Source organism: Allokutzneria sp. NRRL B-24872, assembly GCF_002155965.1.
Classification (GTDB): domain Bacteria; phylum Actinomycetota; class Actinomycetes; order Mycobacteriales; family Pseudonocardiaceae; genus Allokutzneria.
Window position 1 is genome coordinate 1 of sequence record NZ_MUMH01000108.1, and the last position, 19,574, is coordinate 19,574.

General features: G+C 69.1%; 14 protein-coding genes. 8 read left to right on the top strand and 6 right to left on the bottom strand.

Annotated features, from left to right (window positions below; all coding sequences use genetic code 11):
* Positions 1–155 precede the first annotated feature (155 nt).
* Positions 156–1,466, top strand: coding sequence for an HNH endonuclease signature motif containing protein (locus CCN37_RS26040; RefSeq protein ID WP_143261811.1), 1,311 nt, complete (start codon positions 156–158; stop codon positions 1,464–1,466).
* An 89-nt stretch (positions 1,467–1,555) separates the two neighbouring features.
* Here CCN37_RS26040 and CCN37_RS26045 read toward each other — a convergent pair whose 3' ends face one another.
* Positions 1,556–5,806 (bottom strand): GH92 family glycosyl hydrolase, encoded by a 4,251-nt coding sequence (locus CCN37_RS26045; RefSeq protein WP_086825724.1) that lies wholly within the window; start codon positions 5,804–5,806, stop codon positions 1,556–1,558.
* A 226-nt stretch (positions 5,807–6,032) separates the two neighbouring features.
* Between CCN37_RS26045 and CCN37_RS26050 the strand changes: the two genes are divergently transcribed.
* Genes CCN37_RS26050 through CCN37_RS26065 form a run of 4 tightly spaced genes read left to right on the top strand, consistent with a single transcriptional unit; the run spans position 6,033 to position 11,646 of the window.
* Positions 6,033–7,643 (top strand): YibE/F family protein, encoded by a 1,611-nt coding sequence (locus tag CCN37_RS26050; RefSeq protein WP_246843315.1) that lies wholly within the window; start codon positions 6,033–6,035, stop codon positions 7,641–7,643.
* Positions 7,644–7,672: 29 nt separating this feature from the next.
* A complete protein-coding gene (locus CCN37_RS26055) occupies positions 7,673–8,851 on the top strand; it encodes a macrolide family glycosyltransferase (RefSeq protein ID WP_086825727.1) in 1,179 nt (392 codons plus the stop codon).
* Between the two features lie 21 nt (positions 8,852–8,872).
* Entirely contained in the window at positions 8,873–10,843 is a 1,971-nt protein-coding gene (locus tag CCN37_RS26060; protein WP_086825729.1) for an NB-ARC domain-containing protein, read from the top strand.
* Positions 10,840–11,646: a serine hydrolase gene (locus CCN37_RS26065; RefSeq protein ID WP_086825731.1), complete on the top strand. Its 807-nt coding sequence runs from the start codon at positions 10,840–10,842 to the stop codon at positions 11,644–11,646. Before CCN37_RS26060 ends, CCN37_RS26065 begins: the two co-directional genes overlap by 4 nt.
* Here the strand turns inward: CCN37_RS26065 and CCN37_RS26070 are convergent.
* Genes CCN37_RS26070 through CCN37_RS26080 form a run of 3 tightly spaced genes read right to left on the bottom strand, consistent with a single transcriptional unit; the run spans position 11,612 to position 14,541 of the window.
* Positions 11,612–13,168: a hypothetical protein gene (locus CCN37_RS26070; protein WP_086825733.1), complete on the bottom strand. Its 1,557-nt coding sequence runs from the start codon at positions 13,166–13,168 to the stop codon at positions 11,612–11,614. The genes CCN37_RS26065 and CCN37_RS26070 overlap by 35 nt on opposite strands.
* Complete coding sequence (locus tag CCN37_RS26075) at positions 13,165–13,965, bottom strand: pentapeptide repeat-containing protein (RefSeq protein WP_086825735.1); 801 nt, start codon at positions 13,963–13,965, stop codon at positions 13,165–13,167. Before CCN37_RS26075 ends, CCN37_RS26070 begins: the two co-directional genes overlap by 4 nt.
* Positions 13,966–13,974: 9 nt before the next feature.
* Positions 13,975–14,541, bottom strand: coding sequence for a helix-turn-helix transcriptional regulator (locus CCN37_RS26080; RefSeq protein WP_246843316.1), 567 nt, complete (start codon positions 14,539–14,541; stop codon positions 13,975–13,977).
* Between the two features lie 56 nt (positions 14,542–14,597).
* Between CCN37_RS26080 and secA2 the strand changes: the two genes are divergently transcribed.
* On the top strand, positions 14,598–16,913 hold the full coding sequence (secA2, locus tag CCN37_RS26085) for an accessory Sec system translocase SecA2 (protein ID WP_246843317.1): 2,316 nt from the start codon (positions 14,598–14,600) through the stop codon (positions 16,911–16,913).
* A 96-nt stretch (positions 16,914–17,009) separates the two neighbouring features.
* Here secA2 and CCN37_RS26090 read toward each other — a convergent pair whose 3' ends face one another.
* On the bottom strand, positions 17,010–17,444 hold the full coding sequence (locus CCN37_RS26090) for a Rieske (2Fe-2S) protein (RefSeq protein WP_168200864.1): 435 nt from the start codon (positions 17,442–17,444) through the stop codon (positions 17,010–17,012).
* A 125-nt stretch (positions 17,445–17,569) separates the two neighbouring features.
* Between CCN37_RS26090 and CCN37_RS26095 the strand changes: the two genes are divergently transcribed.
* Entirely contained in the window at positions 17,570–17,830 is a 261-nt protein-coding gene (locus tag CCN37_RS26095) for a DUF4235 domain-containing protein (RefSeq protein WP_086825743.1), read from the top strand.
* Positions 17,831–17,864: 34 nt separating this feature from the next.
* Positions 17,865–18,755, top strand: coding sequence for an oxidoreductase (locus CCN37_RS26100; RefSeq protein ID WP_086825745.1), 891 nt, complete (start codon positions 17,865–17,867; stop codon positions 18,753–18,755).
* Here the strand turns inward: CCN37_RS26100 and CCN37_RS26105 are convergent.
* Positions 18,752–19,522, bottom strand: a complete 771-nt coding sequence (locus CCN37_RS26105; RefSeq protein ID WP_371505028.1) for an SDR family oxidoreductase — start codon at positions 19,520–19,522, stop codon at positions 18,752–18,754. The genes CCN37_RS26100 and CCN37_RS26105 overlap by 4 nt on opposite strands.
* Positions 19,523–19,574: the final 52 nt, after the last annotated feature.

The window sequence follows — 19,574 nt, forward strand, 5'->3', positions numbered from 1 at the left end:
TCCAGCGCGGGGGTCGGCTTGACCTGGGGCCCCTTGCGCGTGCCCTCATTGGCCGGGCGGGCACGGGAGGAATCCCGGCCCACGCGGACGAGCGTATGGCACGCGCACCCCAGGTAAAGCCGACCTAGTTTCGCTGTCGGCTGACAGTTCCATTGTTGTTGCGCTGCAACGGATTTGACGTCCTCGCGGGGCTTGCTAAAATTGAGGTATCCAACAAGAAGGGAGGTGTGATCATGTTGGATAACAATGCTATCGAGTCACTTTTGCTAGATCATCTCGCACTAAGCGATGTCTATCAGTTGTCTGAGGATGAGCATCTGGCGTTTCTGGTGAAGCTGGAGACCATCACGAATTTGTTGACGGCAGTGAAGATCGACGCTGCCGCGTGTGCTGAGGATCGTGGCCTGCACACCATGCTGGGGTGTCGGAGCATCGCGACGCTGTTGCGGTCGCATCTGAGGATTTCTCCGGCGGAAGCGAAGCGACGCTCGCAACTGGTAGAGGACCTGCCTGGTGTGCCTGACACGCGGGACGCCCTCTACGCAGGCGTGATCAGTGGTGATCACGCGGCGGTCATCGCGGATGTCATCAAGAACGTCCCGGCTGAGGTCGCCGATGAGGCTGAGGAGGCGTTGTTGGCGTGCGCGCCGGAGTTGACTCCGCGTGAGTTGATGCAGGTGGGCAAGCGGGTGCGCTCGCATGTCGATCAGGCGGGTGCGTTCAGGGACGAGCAAGCAGCTGTGGAGGCGCGCTCGTTCAGGATGACCAAGAACCAGCACGGGTGGCTGGTCTTCAACGGATGCCTGCCACCCCTCGAAGGTGGCATGGTCGAAGAAGCACTGCACGCGGTCTCGAAACCCCGCCCGGTCGGCGGAGAGGAAGACCCCCGGACGCCGGAACAGCGGTATGCCGACGGACTCTGCGAGTTGATCACCGTCGCGATGTCCACCCACGATTTGCCGATCAGCGGCGGAGTACGGCCGCAGATGGTCGTGACAATGCGGTTGGACTACCTGGAAGAGAAGGTTCGTTCGGGCTACACCGACTGGGATGGCGAAGCCACGGCCTCACTCCTGCGACAGCTGTCCTGCGATGCCGAGCTGATCCCCGTCGTCCTCAACGGCGAAAGCATCCCCCTCGACTACGGACGCTCCGTCCGCGCCGCGCCACCGCCACTACGACGAGCACTTGCCTTGCGGGACAAGGGATGCGCCTTCCCCGGATGTGATCGGCCACCGGCATGGACGGAAGCTCATCATGTATTGCACTGGACTAAGCATCGCGGGCCGACCGATCTGAACAACATGACCCTGCTGTGCTCGCACCACCATCACGTGATCCACCAAGAGGACTGGAAGATCGTCTTCGCCGAGGACGGAAGGCCGGACTTCATCCCACCGCCGTGGGTGGACGCGGAGCGGAAACCGATGCGCAACATCAGAGTCGACCCACGACTGACCGCGTAGCTGAGAAGGGAACAGCGCATGTCAAGGAGCCGCAACAGCAGCGAGGCCCCTCGACCGGAGCCGAGGGGCCTCGCGTGGTCAGGGCGCGGTCACAAGCCCGTGCACTGGCCGGAGCGAGGACCGGTGCCGCCAACGGGGAGACCGTTGTTCGACGGAGCGGTCGTGTTGCCGGAGCAGGTGACCGGGCCGACGACGGTGCTCGCGGCGACGGCGGCTGAGCCGGTGTTGTTCACCAGGGACAGCGGGCCGGTGACGCGAGCGGTTTCCACGCCGACGACGCCGGTGCTGCCGGAGATGTCCACGGGGCCGGTGACGTGGGTGCCCAGGAGGACGACGTCAACGGCGCCGGTGGAGCGGACGGGGCCGACGATCCGACCGCCGGAGGCGTACACGGAAGCGCCCGCGGCGATGGTCACCGGGCCGGTGATGGTGGCGTCCTTGAGGCACACCACGCCGCTCAGCGTCTGCGGGCCGGAGCGCTCACCGGTGATGGTGGTGGTGCACTCGGCACGCGGTTTGCTGAGGAACTCGACCTCGGACAGCGAGACCTTGCCGCCGAACTCGACGCGGTACCACGTGTAGTGGCCGGGCTTGGCGAGCTTGAACGCCTTGGTCTGCTGGCGCGAGGAGAAGCTCTGGCCGTCCCGCTCGTCCACGGTGGTCCACGTCTTGCCGTCGTAGGAGCCCTTGACCTTCCAGCTCTTCGGGTCGGCGCCGTCCTTGCCGGAGGTCAGCGTGTAGAACTCCACGCGCTCGGCGGTCGACGCCTGCAACTGCACGGAGTCGACCACGGCCTGGGTCTGCGAGGTGTTGTCGGCCAGCGGCGCGGAGCTCGCGGTGCCGGGGGTGTCCCGCAGCGGACGCGGCACCTCGGAGCCCTTGGTGACGGATTCCGGGACGGAGTTCTCCCCGGTACCCCATGCCGACGGGGAGGCACCCATGTCGAACTCCAGGGTGCCGCCGCGCGCGAGCACGTCGTGCGGGAGGAACGTCTTGTCCCACTTCTGGCCGTTCACCTTGAGGCCCTGGACGTAGATGTTCTTCGCGCTGTTCTTCGGCGCGGACACGACGAGCTTCTTGCCGCCGCCGAGGTTCACGGTCGCCTTGGTGAACAGCGGCGAACCGACGGCGTAGTCGGGCTTGCCCATCTGCAACGGGTAGAAGCCGAGCGCGCTGAAGATGTACCAGGCGGACAGCTCGCCGTTGTCCTCATCACCCGCGTAGCCCTGGCCGATCTCACTGCCGACGTAGAGCCGCGACAGGATCTCGCGCACCTTCTCCTGCGCCTTGGACGGCTGGCCCGCGTAGTTGTACATGTACGGGATGTGGTGCGACGGCTGGTTGCTGTGTCCGTACTGGCCCATGCGGACGTCGCGGGCCTCCAACATCTCGTGGATCACGCCGCCGTAGGAACCGGGGAAACCGGCGGTCTCCGGGGTGCTGAAGAACTGGTCGAGCTTCTTGCCGAGCCCGGCGCGCCCGCCGTAGAGGTTGGCGAGGCCCTGCCCGTCGTGCGGCACGGTGAACGCCATGTTCCACGCGTTGGTCTCGGTGTAGTCGTGGCCCCACTCGCGCGGCTCGTACTTGTCGGGGGCGACGCGCCACTTGCCGTCCTCCGTGCGGCCCTGGAAGAAGCCGACGGACTTGTCGAACATGTTCACGTAGTTCTGCGCGCGGTTGAGGAAGTACTCGTGGTTCTCCGCGTACTCCTTGCGGCGCGGGTCGTTCGGGGCCGCCTTGTCGTGCAGCGCCTTGGCCATCGTGGCGATGCCGAAGTCGTTGACATAGCCCTCGATCGCCCACGACATGCCCTCGCCCGTCGTGGTCGGGGTGTAGCCGAGGAAGATCGACTTGTCGAGGCCCTTGCGCCCGACGTTGGCGTTGGGCGGGGTCACGGTCGCGTTCTTCACGGCGGCGTCGTAGGCGGCCTGGACGTCGAAGTTGGTGACGCCCTTGAGGAACGCGTCGGAGAAGGACACGTCCGAACTCGTCCCGGTCATCAGGTTCGCGTAGCCGGGGGAGGACCAGCGCGACACCCAGCCGCCCTCCTTGTACTGCTGCACGAAACCCTCGACCATCTCACCGGCCTTCTCCGGCGTCAGCAGCGTGTACGCGGGCCACGTGGTGCGGTAGGTGTCCCAGAACCCGTTGTTCACGTAGACCTTGCCGTCGACGATCTTCGCGCCGGTCTGCGTCGCGGTGTCCTGACCGGCGGCGGGGGCGACGGGGCTGGCGTGCTTGTACACCGGAGCCGTCGCGGTGCCGACGTTCTCGTGCCCGGAGTTCGGGTAGAGGAACAGGCGGTAGAGGTTGGAGTACAGGGTGACGAGCTGGTCCTCGCTCGCGCCCTCGACCTCGATCACCCGCAGCTTCTCGTTCCACGCCTGCTGCGCGCGGTCGCGGACCGACTCGAAGGAGCCGGTCGCTTCCATGTCGAGGTTCTTCTTCGCCTGCTCGACACCGATCAGCGAGGTGGCGATCCGCATGGTGACGGTCTTCGCCGAGCTGGTGTCGAACTTCAGGTAGCCGGTGACGTTGTCGCGCCCAGCGCCGGTGAGCTTGCCGCCGCCGGTGACCGGGCGGTCGAAAGTGGCGTAGACGAACAGCCTCGTGGCACCGGTGGACAGGCCGCTCTTCACGTCGGAGTAGCCGCTCACCACGCCCTTGGCGGTGTCCAGGGTGAGCCCGCCGTTGTTGTTGGCGTTGTCGAACAACAGGTTCGAGTCGTTGCCGGTGAAGGTGAAGCGGAACAGCGCCGCGTGGTCGGTCGGCGCGATCTCGGTGCGCATGCCGTTCTCGAACGTCACGCCGTAGTAGTGCGGTTTGGCGACCTCGTTCTCGTGCTTGAACGGCAGTGCGCGGGCCACGCGGTCGATGTTCGGCGCACCCGCCTGCGGGAAGACCTGGAACGTCTGCCGGTCACCCATCCACGGGCTCGGCTCGTGGCTGGTGGTGAACGCCTGCAACGTCGGCAGGTTCTGCGCGTTGTTGGCCTTGTGGTAGTCGTAGAGCCAGCTGATCGAGCCCGCGTTGGTCATCGGCGTCCAGAAGTTGAAGCCGTGCGGGACCGCGGTCGCGGGGAAGTTGTTGCCGCGCGAGAAACCACCGGTGGACTGGGTGCCGCGCGTGGTGAGCGCGTAGTCGGCGGGCGTGGCGTACTGCTTCTGGACGGAAGCGCCGATGCGGAAGTCGTCGAACCAGCCCGCGAAGTTGCTCGGGCCGGACGGGTTGTCGTAGGCGACCAGCACGCGCTTGATCGTCTTGCCCGCCGCGACCGCGCCGATCTTCGAGCGCAGCTTGTTCCACTGGTTGGTGTACAAGGACTTCGACGCCCCCTGGCCCTTCGGCGAGAGCTCGAAGCCGTACTGGTCCTTCGCGCCCAGCTCGCTCAGGTAGCTGCCGTCGGAGAACGCCAGGTCCACCGCGGCGTGCGTGCTCGGGTACTTGAGGTCGTCCGGGATGAACTGCGGGAACACCAGGTAGGACAGCTCGGTGTCCGGTTTCACCGCCACGTCGACGTCGAAGACCTTGTTGTAGGAGAAGCCGCGGTCCTTCGCGACGTGCTCACCGAGGAACTGCAACGCCTTCGTGCCGGTGTAGCCCGCGTTGGACTTCGCCGCGTAGCCGCCGTTGGGGCCCTTGCCGACGCGGCTGCGCATGTTCGGCGCGGGCTCGGAGCTGGCCTTCACCGCGAACTGGATCTCGGAGAACTGGGTCGCGGCGCCACCGTTGTTGGCGGTGATCTCGAAGCGCAGGTGCTTGTGGGCGACCGTGTTGGTCAGCTCGAACTTCTTGGTCTCGAAGCGCTTGGCGAAGCTCTGTCCACTTCGGACGTCCACATCGGACCAAGCCTTGCCATCCGGAGAACCTTGCAGCTTCCAGTTCTTCGGGTCCCGCTCCGGCGCGTCGTTGGCCGAGGAGACCGCGTAGCTGGTGATCGCGACGGGCTCGGAGAGGGTGAACTCCAGCCAGGCGGTGTTGGCGAAGGCCAGCCACTTGGAGCTGGTGTTGCCGTCGACGAGGTTCTCCTTGCCCTCGCCGCCGCCGGTGTTCTCCGCGCTCGCCCGCACGTCGGTGACCTTGTCGGTCACGTTGCCCGGGATGCTGATCCCGTCGTTGCCGTTGACCCCGCCCGCCTTCGGCCTGCCCGCCGCGTCGGTCTCGACCGTGTCGGTCCAACTCGGCTGCGGCTCACCCGCCTCGAAGGAGGACTGGAAGTCGGCGGCGGCCGGTGCCGCCAGCGCCGCGCCCTGTCCGATGGTCACCACCGACAGGGTCAGGGCCGTGGTCAGCGCGCCCGCCAGGGCCCGCCGTGATCGTCTCGCCCACCTGTGCGTCATCGAGCTGAAGCCTCCGCGTTGAGGTTGCGCAGTGAGGTGTCTCGCCGCCGTCGCCCCGGCGTGACATCGCGTCAGCACAACGGGCGCTGACATCGTTGTCAAGAAGTTCGTCCCGCCTTGTCCGAAAACATGTCCGCACCGGGAGTAAGTGCTGCTCCGAGCGTTGTAGTCCGCGTCGGCGGGGCATGAGTTGGGGATCGCGTTGGTCTGAAGGCAGTATTGGGCCGTGCAAGCGAGCGAACCGCCACGCCGCAGGCGCGCGGCCAGTCGGCACGCCGCTGGCAAGGCCGCCCCCGACGTGCAGGCCAGGCCTGAGAGCTCTGCCGAGCCCGAGCCCAAGGCCGCGGCCAAGAAGAGGGCCGTGTCCAAGGCGGCGGGCTCAGCGCAGGCCAAGCCCAGGCGCAGGCGGAAGCCCGAGCCGGAGGTCAGCCTCGGACATGGCCACGGGCACGGACATGGGCACGGCCACGGGCCGGTCGCCCCGGCGTCGCGGAAGGTGCGCCTCCTGCTCGCGGCGCTGCTCATCCCGTGCGCGCTGGCCACGCTGATCGGAGCGCTCCTGCTCTACCCGTTCGGCCGCGAGCAGGCCACGGGCTCGCGCGTCGGGCTCAACCAGGTGCCGGTGCAGGGCGTGATCACCGCGGCCAAGTCGGGGCAGTGCGGGGCGGGCGAGTGCCTGTCGCTGTCGGTGAAGCTCATCGACGGACCCGCCTCCGAGCGCACGGTCACCATTCCCGGCACTCCGATCGAGCCGAGCACCCCGCGCTTCGCGGTCGGCGACGAGGTCGTGCTGGCCTACGCGGGCAAGGGCTCCGACCCGTTCTCCGGCGCTTCCTACCAGGTCGTGGACTTCCAACGCGGACTGCCGTTGACGGTGCTCGCGGTGCTGTTCGCGCTGGCCGTGCTCGTGCTGGCGCGCTGGCGGGGGTTGGCCGCGCTGGGCGCGCTCGCGCTGAGCTTCCTGCTGCTGGTGTTCTTCGCGCTGCCCGCGATGCTGGCCGGCGAGGACCCGCTGACCGTCGCGGTGGTCACCGGTGGCCTGATCATGTTCGTCGCGATGTACCTGACGCACGGCATCACCGCGCGCACGTCCGTGGCGGTTCTCGGCATCCTGGGCAGCCTCGGCCTGATCGGCCTGCTCGGCTGGCTGTTCAGCGCGATGGCCAAGCTCACCGGCCTCGACGAGGACACCGCGAACCTCATCGGCATCCTCGGCCACGGGATCGACGCGCGGGGCCTGCTGATGGCCGGGATCGTGATCGGCGCGCTCGGCGTGCTGGACGACGTGACCGTGACGCAGGCCAGCGCGGTGTGGGAGCTGCGCCTGGCCAATCCCGCGCTCGGCTGGCGCAAGCTCTACGCGGCCGGTCTGCGCATCGGCCGGGACCACGTGGGTTCGGCGGTGAACACGCTGTTCATGGCTTACGCCGGGGCCGCGCTGCCGATGATGCTCGCCTACTCGCTGTCCGGGCGGAGCTTCGGCGAGCTGGTCACCGCGCAGGCGGTCGCTCAGGAGGTCGTCCGCACGCTGGTCGGCAGCATCGGCCTGGTCGCGGCCGTCCCGGTGACCACGCTGCTGGCCGCCCTGGTCGCGGTCCGCGAACCCGTGCCGGAGAAGGAGCCCGAAGCCGTCGTCGAGCCGGAACCCGAGCCCGAACCCGAGCCGGTCGCCGAAGAGCCGCCGAAGCCACTGCCGCGCCGCCCCGCGCGCAAGGCCCCGCCGGAGAACGCGAACGAGATCACGACACCGATCAGCGCCCCGCTCGTCGAACCCCAGGTGCGCTCGCGCCACGAACGGCTGAACTCCGCCCGCCACCGCGTCCCCGACCAGAGCTGAGCCCCCGCCAACATCATTAAGGTCGGGGTGTGGCCGATTTCCTCTTCGTGCCGTACTCCTCGCACGGGCACGTCAACCCGCTGCTGCCGGTGCTGCGCGAGCTGACCGCGTCCGGGGACCGGGCGAGCGTCATCGTCGCGCCGAACTTCGCCGACGAGGTGGCGGCGGCCGGCGCGCGCGTGCTGCGGCTGCCGACCAGCTCGCACGTGATCGTCCCGGAGCGCTTCGACCCGGTCGACGAGGTGCGGCGACTGACCAAGACCTTCGCCGACCGCAGGGCGATCCACGAGCTGCTGCGCGCGGAGCTGCGTGACCGCGCGCCCGACCTGGTGGTCTACGACCCGATGGTTCCCAAGGTGTTCCAGCTGGCCAGCGCGCGCGGCGTGCCGACCGTTCTGTTCAGCACCACCTACGCGCAGAACGAGCACGTCATCGCTTCGACCGTCCAACGACACCTCGGTGCCGCCGTCGGTGACCTGCTCCGCAAGCCCTGGGCGCGGAACCTGCACCCGTGGGCGGTCGAGACGGCGCGGGAGCACCGCCTCGTGTTGATCAACGCGCTGCCCGAGCTCCAGCCCGCCGCGCACAGCTTCGGCCCGCGTTTCCGCTTCGTCGGCCCGCTCACCACCGCGCGGTCCGAACGCTGCGGCGACCTCCCGTGGTCGGAGATCGAGCGCCGCCGCGTGCTGCTGGTGTCCCCGGGCACGGTGTTCACCAGGGGACCGGCGTTCTTCCGCACCGTCGTCGAGGCGTTCGTCGATGCTGACCAGCTCGTCGTGATCGCGACTGGGCCGACCGCTCCGCAAGCGCTAGGACCGTTGCCACCCAACGTGATCGCTCGCCGCAACGTTCCGCAGACCGCGTTGCTGGAGCACGCAGACGTCTTCCTCACGCACGCCGGGATGAACTCCACCCTGGAGGCCCTTGCCGCTGGTGTGCCGATGATCCTCGTGCCGCGGATTCTCGACCAGCAGGTCAACGCCCGCCGGGTCGCCGAGCTCGGCGCCGGCATCCGGGTCGACGCCAAGCAACTCCAGCCCGAACTGCTGCGACTGCTCGTCCGCAAGCTCACCACCGACCCGGCCGTGCGCGCGTCCGTCGATGGGTTGCGGGCGCGCGTCACCGCCCAGAACGGCCCCGCGTTGGCAGCCGAGGCGCTGCGCGAGGCAGCCGACGCGTCGTGCCGCTTCGATCACGCTCCGAGGTGATCGTCGGTAGGGTCGGGGGCCATGGGCGAAACGCGCAACGAGCTGACCGGTGACGTGCTCGGCTCCGTGGTGCAGGCGCGCGATGTCAACACCATCTACCTGGGCGGGAAGCCGGTCGAGGTGCGTGTGCCCCGGATGCTGCCCGGCGACGTGTCGCACTTCCTGAACCGCTCCGCCGAGCTGGAGATGCTTGGCAAACGCCAAGGTTCGATCCGGGCGGCGTTGACCGGTGCGCCCGGGATCGGCAAGACGGCGCTCGCGGTCCACTGGGCGCACCGGATCAAGGACCAGTTCCCCGACGGGCAGCTGTTCTACCGCCTCAACGGTTCCGGTGACAGCGGCCCGGCCGCGCCCGCCGACGTGCTGCTCTTCTTCCTCCAGCAGTTCGACGTCGAGCACATCCCGGACACCGAGGACGAGCGCGCCGCTCTGTTCCGCTCCGTCACCGCCGACCTGAGGCTGCTGATCGTCCTCGACGACGCGGTGAGCGCCCAGCAGGTGAAGAACCTGCTTCCCGGCTCGGACCGCAGCGCCGTGGTGGTCACGAGCCGTGCCCGGCTCGACGGACTGCGCATGCAGGGGTTCAGCCCGCTCGTCGTCGAGCGCTTCTCCGACGAGGTCGCGCGCGAGTTCGTCGCGTTGGTCGCGGAGGACCTGGCGGACGAGCCGGAGCACCTGCGCGCGCTGACCCGGCTGTGCGACGGCCTGCCGCTGGCCCTGCACGTCGCGGCGGTCCGGCTCTCGACGGGCGACTACGCCTCGGTCGCTGAGTACGTGTCGGTGCTCAGCGACAGCAGGCAGCTGTTCAAGGAACTGGCGATCGAGGATGACCGCCTGGTCGAAGCGGTTTTCGAGGTGTCCTACCGCGAACTCGCGCCGCAGGTCGCGCGGGCGTACCGCTTGCTGGGCGGGCACTTCGGGTCGGACTTCACCGTGCCGCTCGCGTCCGCCGTGCTCGAACTGTCCGATGTGGACACTCGCCGGGTGCTGAGCGCGCTCGGCAAGAGCAACCTGCTCGGCGCGGTCGACGGCCGGTACTCCTTCCACGGCCTCATCAAGCAGCACGCGTCCGCCGCCGCGGAGCAGGAATCCGAACGGATCGGCGCGCTGCGACGAGGTGTCGCCTGGTACCTCGGTCGCGCGGTGGCCCTGGGCAAGGTGATCCACCCGGAGCGTCCGGCCCTGGCCAAGGAGCTGTGGGAGAACACCGAACCCGCTAGCGGCTCGCGAGAGGAGGTGCTGGCGGAACTCGCCGCTGAGCGCCTCAACTTCCGCGCGGCTGTTCGCACGGCGAGCCGGTTGCAGGAGAACCTGAAGGTCTGCGAACTCACCGACGCGCTCGCGCAGTGGCACTACCAGTCCGGCCACTTGGAGGACCGCGCGGAGATGCGCGACCGAGCCGCGACCGCCGCCGAAGCCCTCGGCGATCCTGCGGTTGCCGGGTACGCGTACAAGCTCGCGGGGATCGCGGCGGAGGCGGTGGGAGACCTTCCTCTTGCGCTGCAATGCTTTGAGAACACGCTTCGGCTGGTGTCGACGCCGATCGACCGGCAGAGCGTCCTGGAGTGGACCGGCATCGTTCTCGCGCAGACCGGTGACCGCGTGGCGGCGCTCGCCAAGTTCCGGGAAGCCTGGGGCATCGTCGTCCCCGGAGAGCTGCGGGCGCGGGCAGAAGCATTGCTGCGCATGCACATCGGCCGCACGCTCGGTGCTGACGCGGACCTCGCGGAGCTGAAGAAGTCCCTCGATTACTTCGTTGCGCACGGCGAGCGCGGGAACGCGGCGCGGGTGTTGGTGCTGTTCGCAGAGCCTGAAGGTGTTGAGCAGGCGGTCGCGGACTTTGAAGCGGAGGGAATGTCGCGCCCGCAGGCACAAGCGCTTGAACTGCTCGCACGGCTGCGGCCCGGGGACGCGGCGCAGAGCCTGGAGCGGGCGGCGGACATCTATCGGAGCCTCGGGCTCATCAGCGATCTTGAGCGCGTGCTGCGATGAAGTGGCTGTTCGTGGTGGTCGTGGCCGTGGTGCTCGCAGCGTGCACCACGCCCGTGAAGTCCGCCCCAGCGCCGCCTCCGGTCGACTTCGCCGAGCGCGTCGCGAACGCGATGAAGTACGCCGAAACACGGCCTGGCGTGACCGGGATCGTGGTGCGGGACCGGCAGACGGGCGCGGTGTGGCGGAACCGAGCGGCGGCGACCCACGCGTGGGCGTGCTCGACACCGAAGCTCGCGATGGCCGTGGACTTGCTGCTGCGCAACGACTCCGGAGCTGTGCGGCTGACCGATGAAGATCGCAAGTTCATGCATGACGCGCTGCACACCAGTGACAACGACGCCGCGCACGCGCTGTGGAACCGCTTCGGCGGCGAGGCGGCGTTCGAACCGGGACTGCGTTCGCGGGGCATGACGGACATGCGCTTCACCGCCGAGCACCCGCACCACTGGGGCTGGATTCTGACCACGCCGGACGACCTGGATCGCGTGATCACGTTCGTGCTGAACATGCTGCCCGCGCAGCACCGGAGCCACCTCGTCAACGAGCTGCGGACCGTCGCGCCGAACCAGCAGTGGGGCGTGTGGGCGGCTGGGTCGAAAGCCATGCCCGGCAACAAGAACGGCTGGTCGGATGACAACGACGACGGCTCGTGGGTGGTGAACTCGGTCGGCTTCGCGGGTCCCGCCGAGCGCTACACGGTCGCGATCATGAGCAACACCAAGGTGATCGACAAGGGGTTCGAGGTCGGTGTGGAGACGACGTCGAAGATCAGCTCGTTGCTGTTCGAGGGCTTCTTTCCGTGACGCTCAGCTCGTAGCGGACGTCGCCGGTCGCCACGGTGATCGTGGGTGGCAGGTCCAGCCCAGCGGCGAGGTGTGCGTACACAACGGACGGAAAGCCGGTGGGATCACCGTCGCCGCTGAGTTCCCATGTTCGTCCGTCGTGGCTGGTGATCTGCGCGTTGCCATCGCCGATCACTGCGATGATCTCGCGGTCTTCGAGCGCGAACGCCTCGTCGGCGTAGCGGAACAGGATGTCGGCGTTGCGTCGGACGGCGCGACCGGCGTGCAGCGCGTGCGCGACGACGTGACCGTCCTTTGTGGATTCGAAGCCGAAGCCGAAGCGGGTGAGCCGGGTGACTTCGCCGACCTCGCAGCTCGCCGTGAACGCGGTCACCCGGCCGCTGCCGAGGCCTTCTGCACTGATCGGTTCGAGGAGCACATCGCTTGGCGGCTCAGGGAGATCGAGCAGCCGGTAGCAGTGTTCCCGCAGCAGCCCAGCGGATTCGTCGGGCGCGTCGGTGACCAGGTCGGTGACCACCTGGTAGTTGCCGGGGGAGTGCTCTGCGATCGCGCGATCGATCTGCGCGCGCAGGGGACGGGCGCTGTCGAGCCGAGGGGCGAGCTTGCCGAGCGCGTCAACGGGCGAACCCGGCGGGACCTCGGGGAAAGCGCTGAGCAGCACGGGTTTGCCGAGCGCCGCGCCGTAGGCGGTGACCGAGCCGTTGTCGCCGATCACGCAGTCCGCCGCGATCAGCGAAGCTCGCCAGCCCTCCAGTTCCGGCACGAGCGTGAGGCCCGCGCGCAGGCACTCGTCGAACCAGAGCCGGACCTGGAACGGGCCGTGCCAGTGCCAGACGTTGGGGTGCACGATCGCGACGACGCGGTACTCGTCGAGCGGCAGCTCGGTCAGCAGCTGGCGGACCAGGCCCGGGCCGGAGCCGAGCAGCGACGTCTGTGACCACGTCGAGGAGACCGCGATGACCTGGCGATCACCGGCGTTCAGCGCGCGGCGGTAGTGCTCGCGCAGCCCGAGGCTGGCCCGCATCCGGTCGAAGCACGGATCGCCCGCGAGGACCGCGCTCGGCACCGCGGCGGGCGCCAAACGGTCGAGCTGTTCGCGGTGAGAGAGGACGAGGGCTGTGGCGAGCGGCTCGCCGTCGCGCAGCACCCACTCCTCGGAAAGCCCGAAAACCTCTTTGCTGGCAACAGTTTCGCCCGGCGAGTACTTCGTGTACCCGACTCCGTGCGAGAGGATCACCACGGGGGTCGTGAGTTCGTGCAGCCCGCCGTGGTGGCTGGCGGAAACTGCCAGGTCGAAGCGCTGCGCGACGGCCTGCTCCCACGAGACGAAGATGACGCCGAGCTTGTCCAGCTCTTCGCGCAGTCCGTGGGTGAACGGGTCGGAACCGCTCCAGGTGGCGCAGAGCTGCACGCGGAAGTCCGAAGCGAAGATCGGCAGGACGTCGCGCATTCGGGTCAGCGTCGTGATGTTGTGCAGGACGACGAGCACACGGCGTTCAGCCTGGACCGTCGCCCAGTTCACGAGCGCCAGTGGTTCGGGCGGGCGAGGCTGTCGGGAATCGTCGTGCGCGCGTCCCCGCGCGCGGCGTTCACCTGCGTCTGCGTCAGGAACAGGCTCTCGGCGAGCTTCGCCCCGGCCACGTTCGCGTCGCGCAGGTCCGCCCCGATCACGTCGGCCGACCGCAGGTCCGCGTCGCGGAGATCGGCGCCGATCAGGTAGGCGCCGCGCAGGTTCGCTCCCCGCAGGTCAGTCCCGCGCAGCTTCGCGCCGATGAGGTCGGCGCCGCGTCGGTTGCGGGACTTGAAGCCCGCGCGCACGAACTCGCTGGCGCGCACCAACAACGTGTTGACCTCGGCGCGATGCGCGGCCACATCGAGCTTCGCGAGCGCGTCGGCGTTGTCGTCGGTGAGCGCGGTGGTCGTGGCGAGCATCGCGCTCAGTTCGGCGTGCATGGGCTTGGTGGCGGGCCGGGCCAGCGCCTCCGTGAGGTACCAGAGCAGTTCGTGCAGCTGCCGCATGATCGGGAAGACCTCGAACATCCGGCGGGCGGTTTCTGCGGAGCCGCGCCAGTCCTCACCGTCGAAAGTGGACTGTGAGACCTTCTGGCCCGCGCCGAAGCAGTCGTAGACCGTGCAGCCGGAGAACCCCTTGTCGCGCAGGCGGTTGTGGATGCCGCAGCGGAAGTCCTGCTGGAGGTTGGCGCACGGCGTGCCGATCGGCTTGTCCACCGCGAAGTCCGAGGACGCGGAGAACGCCAAGGCCACGCAACACAGGCCGAAGCAGTTGCCGCAGTCAGACACGAGAGGCAGGGGACGCACGCGCGAAGTCTATTCCTCGCTCGTGCCCGCTGAGCCCGGCATGGTCATCGCGGACAAGGCGATCATCAGCGGCACCACGCGCACCTCGGGCACCGAGTACTGGCCGCGACCGCTGGACTGGAGCCAACCGGAGGCGGTGAGCTGGCGCAGGTGGTGGTAGATCTGCCCCGAGGTGCCCATGTCCTCGTGCTCCTGGAGCTGCGCCACGGTCCGCTCGCCGCGGATGACCTCCTGGAGCAGCCGCAGCCGCACCGGGTGGGCCAGCGCGCTGAAGGCGTTGCTGAACTCGGCCCAGTCGTGCCGGAGCAGCACGTGGGTGAACGCGCCCTGCTGCCACTCGTGGTACTCGCCGTCCGGCAGCGACACCACGCCGGTGAACAGCACGCCGCCCGCCGGGGCCATCGCGGGCTGCTCGGAGAGGCGTTCCCGCAGGCCACGCAGGGCCCAGAAGGCCTCGGCCTCCAGGCTGCCGTCCGCCTCCTCGCTCGGCCGGGGGAACTCCTCGATCTTGGCAAGACGTGCTTCGACCTCGGCGAGGCGAGCCTCCAGGTCGAGGTAGCGCGCGTCGTCATCCACAACCCAAACGTACGCAAGTACGTGTTTTTCAACAAACCGTAGATATGCTGTGCGGCATGCGGGCATGGATACGCCGGTTCCTCCAGCGACCGGGAACCCTGGACCTCGCGCCCTACCGTCGGCTGCTCGGGCCGATCGGGGAGCGCGAGGACGCGGTGCGCGACCTCGACGACACCGAACTCACGGCGGCCGCCGCCGAGCTGCGCCGGGACGACGGGCGCGAGCTCGACCGCGCCGACGTCATCGAGCTGTGCGCGCTGGGCCGGGAGATCGCCGACCGCAGGCTCGGTGAACGGCTCTTCGACGTGCAGTTGCTCGGCGTCCAGGCGCTGCTGTCCGGGCGGATCGCCCAGATGGCCACCGGTGAGGGCAAGACGCTGACCGCCGCCGTCGCCGCCGCGGGCTACGCGCTGCGCGGGAACCGGGTGCACGTGCTGACCGTGAACGACTACCTCGCCCGCCGCGACGCGGAGTGGATGGAGCCGATCTACACGCAGCTGGGCGTCACGGTCGGCTGGGTGAGCCAGAGCTCCACGCACGAGCAGCGCCACGAGGCCTACTCCCGCGACGTCACCTACATCGCGGTCAACGAGGCCGGGTTCGACTACCTGCGCGACGGGCTGTGCGACTCCGAGGACGACCGCGTGCAGCCGGAGCCCAAGGTCGCCATCGTCGACGAGGCCGACTCGGTCATGGTCGACGAGGCGCGGGTGCCGCTCGTGCTCGCGGGCACCGTCGCCCCGGACGGCGCGGGTGACCCGAAGATCGTTCGCGTGGTCGGCGCGCTGCGCAAGGACCTGCACTACGAGACCGACTCCGACGACCGCAACGTCCACCTCACCGAGCTGGGCAGCCAGGTCGTGGAGAAGGGCCTCGGCATCGATCTCTACGACGCCGACAACTTCGCCACGCTCGCCGCCGTGAACATCTCGCTGCACGCGCACGCGTTGCTGCACAAGGACGTCGACTACATCGTCCGCGACGGCAAGGTCCAGCTGATCAGCGAGTCCCGGGGCCGCGTGCACCTGCGGCAGCGCTGGCCGGACGGGCTCCAGGCAGCGGTCGAGGCCAAGGAGACCGTCGCGGTCACCGAGAGCGGCGAGATCCTGGACAGCATCACCATGCAGGGCTTCCTCCGCCGCTACCCCGTGCTCGCGGGCATGACCGGCACCGCGGTGGCCGTCGGCGAACAGCTCCAGGAGTTCTACAAGCTGGAGATCGCCGCGATCCCGCCGAACGTGGAGTGCGTGCGCGAGGACGAGAAGGACCGCCTGTACGCCACGGTGGAGCGCAAGGAGGACGCGCTCGTCGCCGAGATCGTCGAGCAGCACGCCAAGGGCCGCCCGGTCCTCGTCGGCACGCTCGACGTCTCCGAGTCCGAGCGCCTGGCCAAGCGGCTGCTCGCGGCCGAGGTGCCGTGCGCGGTGCTCAACGCCAAGAACGACGCCGAGGAAGCCGCGATCATCGCCGAGGCGGGTAGCCACGGCACGGTGACGGTGTCCACCCAGATGGCCGGTCGTGGAACCGACATCCGCCTCGGTGGGCGCGACGCCGCCGACCACGAGCGCGTCGCCGAACTCGGCGGGCTCTACGTGATCGGTTCGGGCCGCTACCCCAGCAGCCGCCTCGACGACCAGCTGCGCGGCCGCGCCGGGCGGCAGGGCGACCCCGGCGGCTCGGTGTTCTTCACCAGCCTCCAGGACGAGCTCGTCCAGCACTACGGCAAGGACGAGATCCCCGCGGTGGACGACACGGCCGAGGCGGTCGAGCACTCCGGCGCGCAGTTGGCCGTCGACCACGCCCAGCGCGTCGCCGAGGGCGTCGTCATGGAGATCCACCGCAACACCTGGCGCTACCACCAGCTCATCGAGCACCAGCGCGCGCTGCTCAAGCAGTACCGCGAGAAGGTGCTCACCTCCGACATCGCCCTGGAGGGCTTGGAGGAGAGCGCGCCCGATCGCGTGAAGGAACTGCGCGAGACCGTGTCCGACGAGGTCCTTGCCCAGGTCGCGCGTCGCGTCGAGCTGCACCACCTCGACCAGCGGTGGGCCGAGCACCTGGCCTTCCTGACCGATCTGCGCGAGGGCATCCACCTGCACGCGCTGGCCCGGCAGAACCCGCTCGACGAGTTCCACCGCGCCGCCGTCCCCGCGTTCAACCGCCTGCGCTCCGAGGTCCGCGAGCGCGCGGCGGAAACCCTGGAGAAGGCCGAGGTCACCGAGGAGAAGGGCGTCGACCTGGAGGCCGCCGGAGTGCGCAAGCCCAGCTCGACCTGGACCTACGTCGTGCACGACAACCCCTTCGGCTCCGAAGCGCAGCGCGCCATGGGCTCGGTCGTCGCCATGATCCGCGGCAAGAAACGCCGCCGCTAGGCAGTCGCTTAAGTGCTGAATGAGTCATTGAGGTGGTTGAACGCCCTCAATGACTCGTTCAGCACGTTCAACCACATGAACGAGTCATTGAGGTGGTCAGGCGAGGACCACCTGGTCCTTCTCGACCTTGACGGCGATGGTCTTGAGGCCGGTGGTGGCGGGGCCGCCGGTGCGGGCGCCGCTGGTGGAGTCGAAGGTGCTGCCGTGCGAGGGGCACTTGATGGTGCCGCCGACGGGGGCCTGGACGAGGGTGCCCTGGTGCGGGCAGGCGGGGTCGTAGGCCTTGACCTCGGTCTGGCCGGTGCGCACGAGCAGCACCTTGCGCCCGCCCGCGTCGACGAGCTTGCCGCCGCCGACGGGCAGGTCGCTGAGCGCGGCCAGCGGCCCGGTCGGAGCGGCCGAGGGCTGCGCGGGCGACGAGGGCGCCGAGGACGACGGCTGGGGCGAGGACGGCTGGCCGCCGCACGCGGCGAGGACGCAGGGCAGGGCGAGGCCGGTCGCGGCGAGGACGTTGCGGCGCGTGGTGGGCACGGGTACCTCCATCGGTTCGGGTAACCCTGCACTACGGACGGGCGCGCCGCTTGGTTCAGCCGAGCCCGTTCGGGTTATCACTGGGAGTGCCAGAAGCCGATCCGTCGAAAGTGGTGCAAACGGTCATGAAGCTGCTGTTCACCCCGGCCAGGATGCTCGCGGGAATCCTCGGTGGCGTCGCCGCCAGCGCCGCGTCCGGCCAGATCTGGAAGCTGGTCTCCGGGAGCAAGGAGGCGCCCGACGCCACCGACCGCGACCACGGCTGGGGCGAGATCATCGCCGCGGCTGCCCTCCAAGGGGCGGTGTTCGCGGTGGTCAAGGCCGCGATCGACCGGACGAGCGCGGTCGCCTACCACCGTGCGACCGGGGAGTGGCCGGACAAGTGACGACGGGACCCGCGCGCTTCGGCATGCTTGGGGCATGACGAAGACGCGCTGGACCGCTGAGCAGATCCCGGACCAGGAGGGCAGGACCTTCGTGGTGACGGGCGCGAACAGCGGCCTCGGCTTCGAGACCGCCCGCGCCCTCGCCGCGAAGGGCGCCCGCGTGGTGCTGACCGCGCGCAACGCCGAGCGCGGCCGGGCGGCGCTGGCCAAGATCCGCGTGGAGTACCCGGGCGCGAGCCTGGAGCTGGCCTCGCTGGACCTCGCCGACCTCGATTCGGTGCGCGCGTTCGCGAACGGCTTCGACGAGCCGGTGGACGTGCTGGTCAACAACGCGGGCGTGATGATGCCGCCGCGCAAGCTGACCAAGCAGGGCTTCGAGTCGCAGTTCGCCACCAACCACCTCGGGCACTTCGCGCTGACCGGACTGCTGCTCGGGCAGATCCGCGAGCGCGTGGTCACGGTGACCTCCGGCCTGCACCGGCGCGGCGCCATCCAGTTCGACGACCTCGTCGGAGAGCGCGCCTACTCGCCGGTCGACGCCTACGCGCAGTCCAAGCTCGCGAACGTGCTCTTCGCGCTCGAACTCCACCGGCGCGCGGGCTCGTCGCTGGTGAGCACCTACGCGCACCCCGGCTACTCCGCGACGAACTTGCAGTCCAGCGGGCCGACTGGCGTGCTGAACCTGTTGCTGAAGCCCGCGAACATGTTGGTCGCGCAGAGCGCCGAGCAGGGCGCGCTGCCGCAGCTGTACGCGGCGACGGCGGCGGATGTGCGCGGTGGTGACTTCTTCGGGCCGGACGGGCTGGGGGAGATGCGGGGCTACCCGAAGCGCGTGCAGCCCGTGCACGCCGCCACCGACCCGGACACCGCCGCGCGCCTGTGGTCGGTGTCCGAGGAGCTGACCGGGGTGACGTACGCCTTCTAGTCCAGCTTCTTCTGGAGTTCGCGCATTCCGGCCAGCCAGTGGTCGGTGTCCGCGCCGCGATGGGCGTAGTACTTGGCGACGTCGCCATGCGGCAGGATCAGAAAACCGCCGTCCACCAAGGCATCCGCGGTGATTCGCGCGACCTCCTCGGCCTCGAGCGCGTTCGGCTTCAGCAGCAGTTCGCCCATCCGCCCGGTGTTCTCGATCATGTCTGTGCGAACCCCTTGCGGGCACAGGCACTGCACTGTGACGCCGCGGTGCCCGTAGGTCGCCGACAACCACTCCGCGAAGCTGAACGCCGCGTGCTTGCTCACCGAGTACGGCGCCGCGCCCAACGACATCAACATCCCCGCCGCCGACACCGTGCTCAGGAAGTGCCCGCGCCCGCGCTCCAACCACGGCTGCACCAGCAGTCTCGCCGCGCGCACGTGCGACATCACGTTCACCTGCCAGGCCCGCTCCCACTCGGCCTCAGACGCCTCCGGCCCGCCGAGCGGCGCGATCCCCGCGTTCGCGCAGTACAGGTCGATCTCGCCCAGCACCTCGCGCGCCCGCCCGATGAGTCCTTCGACGCCCTGCTCCGAGGCCGCGTCCCCGGGCACCGCCGTCCCGCCGACCTCCTCCGCCACCCGCCGCGCCGCGTCCCCGTCCAAGTCGTTCACCACGACACGGGCCCCGCGCCCCGCCAGTTCCCGCACCAGCGCCGCACCGATCCCGTTCCCGCCGCCGGTGACGACCACCCCGGCCCCGTCGAGCTGCATCTCAATTGCTCCCTACCTCGCAGTGGCATTGATGGCGGCCTCGACAGTGTTCCGCGTT

Bases quoted from the DNA above. Each gene is read 5' to 3' on its own strand.
- CCN37_RS26045 (WP_086825724.1), bottom strand. From the start codon at position 5,806: ATGACGCACAGGTGGGCGAGACGATCACGGCGGGCCCTGGCGGGCGCG.
- CCN37_RS26060 (WP_086825729.1), top strand. From the start codon at position 8,873: ATGGGCGAAACGCGCAACGAGCTGACCGGTGACGTGCTCGGCTCCGTG.
- CCN37_RS26065 (WP_086825731.1), top strand. From the start codon at position 10,840: ATGAAGTGGCTGTTCGTGGTGGTCGTGGCCGTGGTGCTCGCAGCGTGC.
- secA2 (WP_246843317.1), top strand. From the start codon at position 14,598: ATGCGGGCATGGATACGCCGGTTCCTCCAGCGACCGGGAACCCTGGAC.
- CCN37_RS26095 (WP_086825743.1), top strand. From the start codon at position 17,570: ATGAAGCTGCTGTTCACCCCGGCCAGGATGCTCGCGGGAATCCTCGGT.
- CCN37_RS26100 (WP_086825745.1), top strand. From the start codon at position 17,865: ATGACGAAGACGCGCTGGACCGCTGAGCAGATCCCGGACCAGGAGGGC.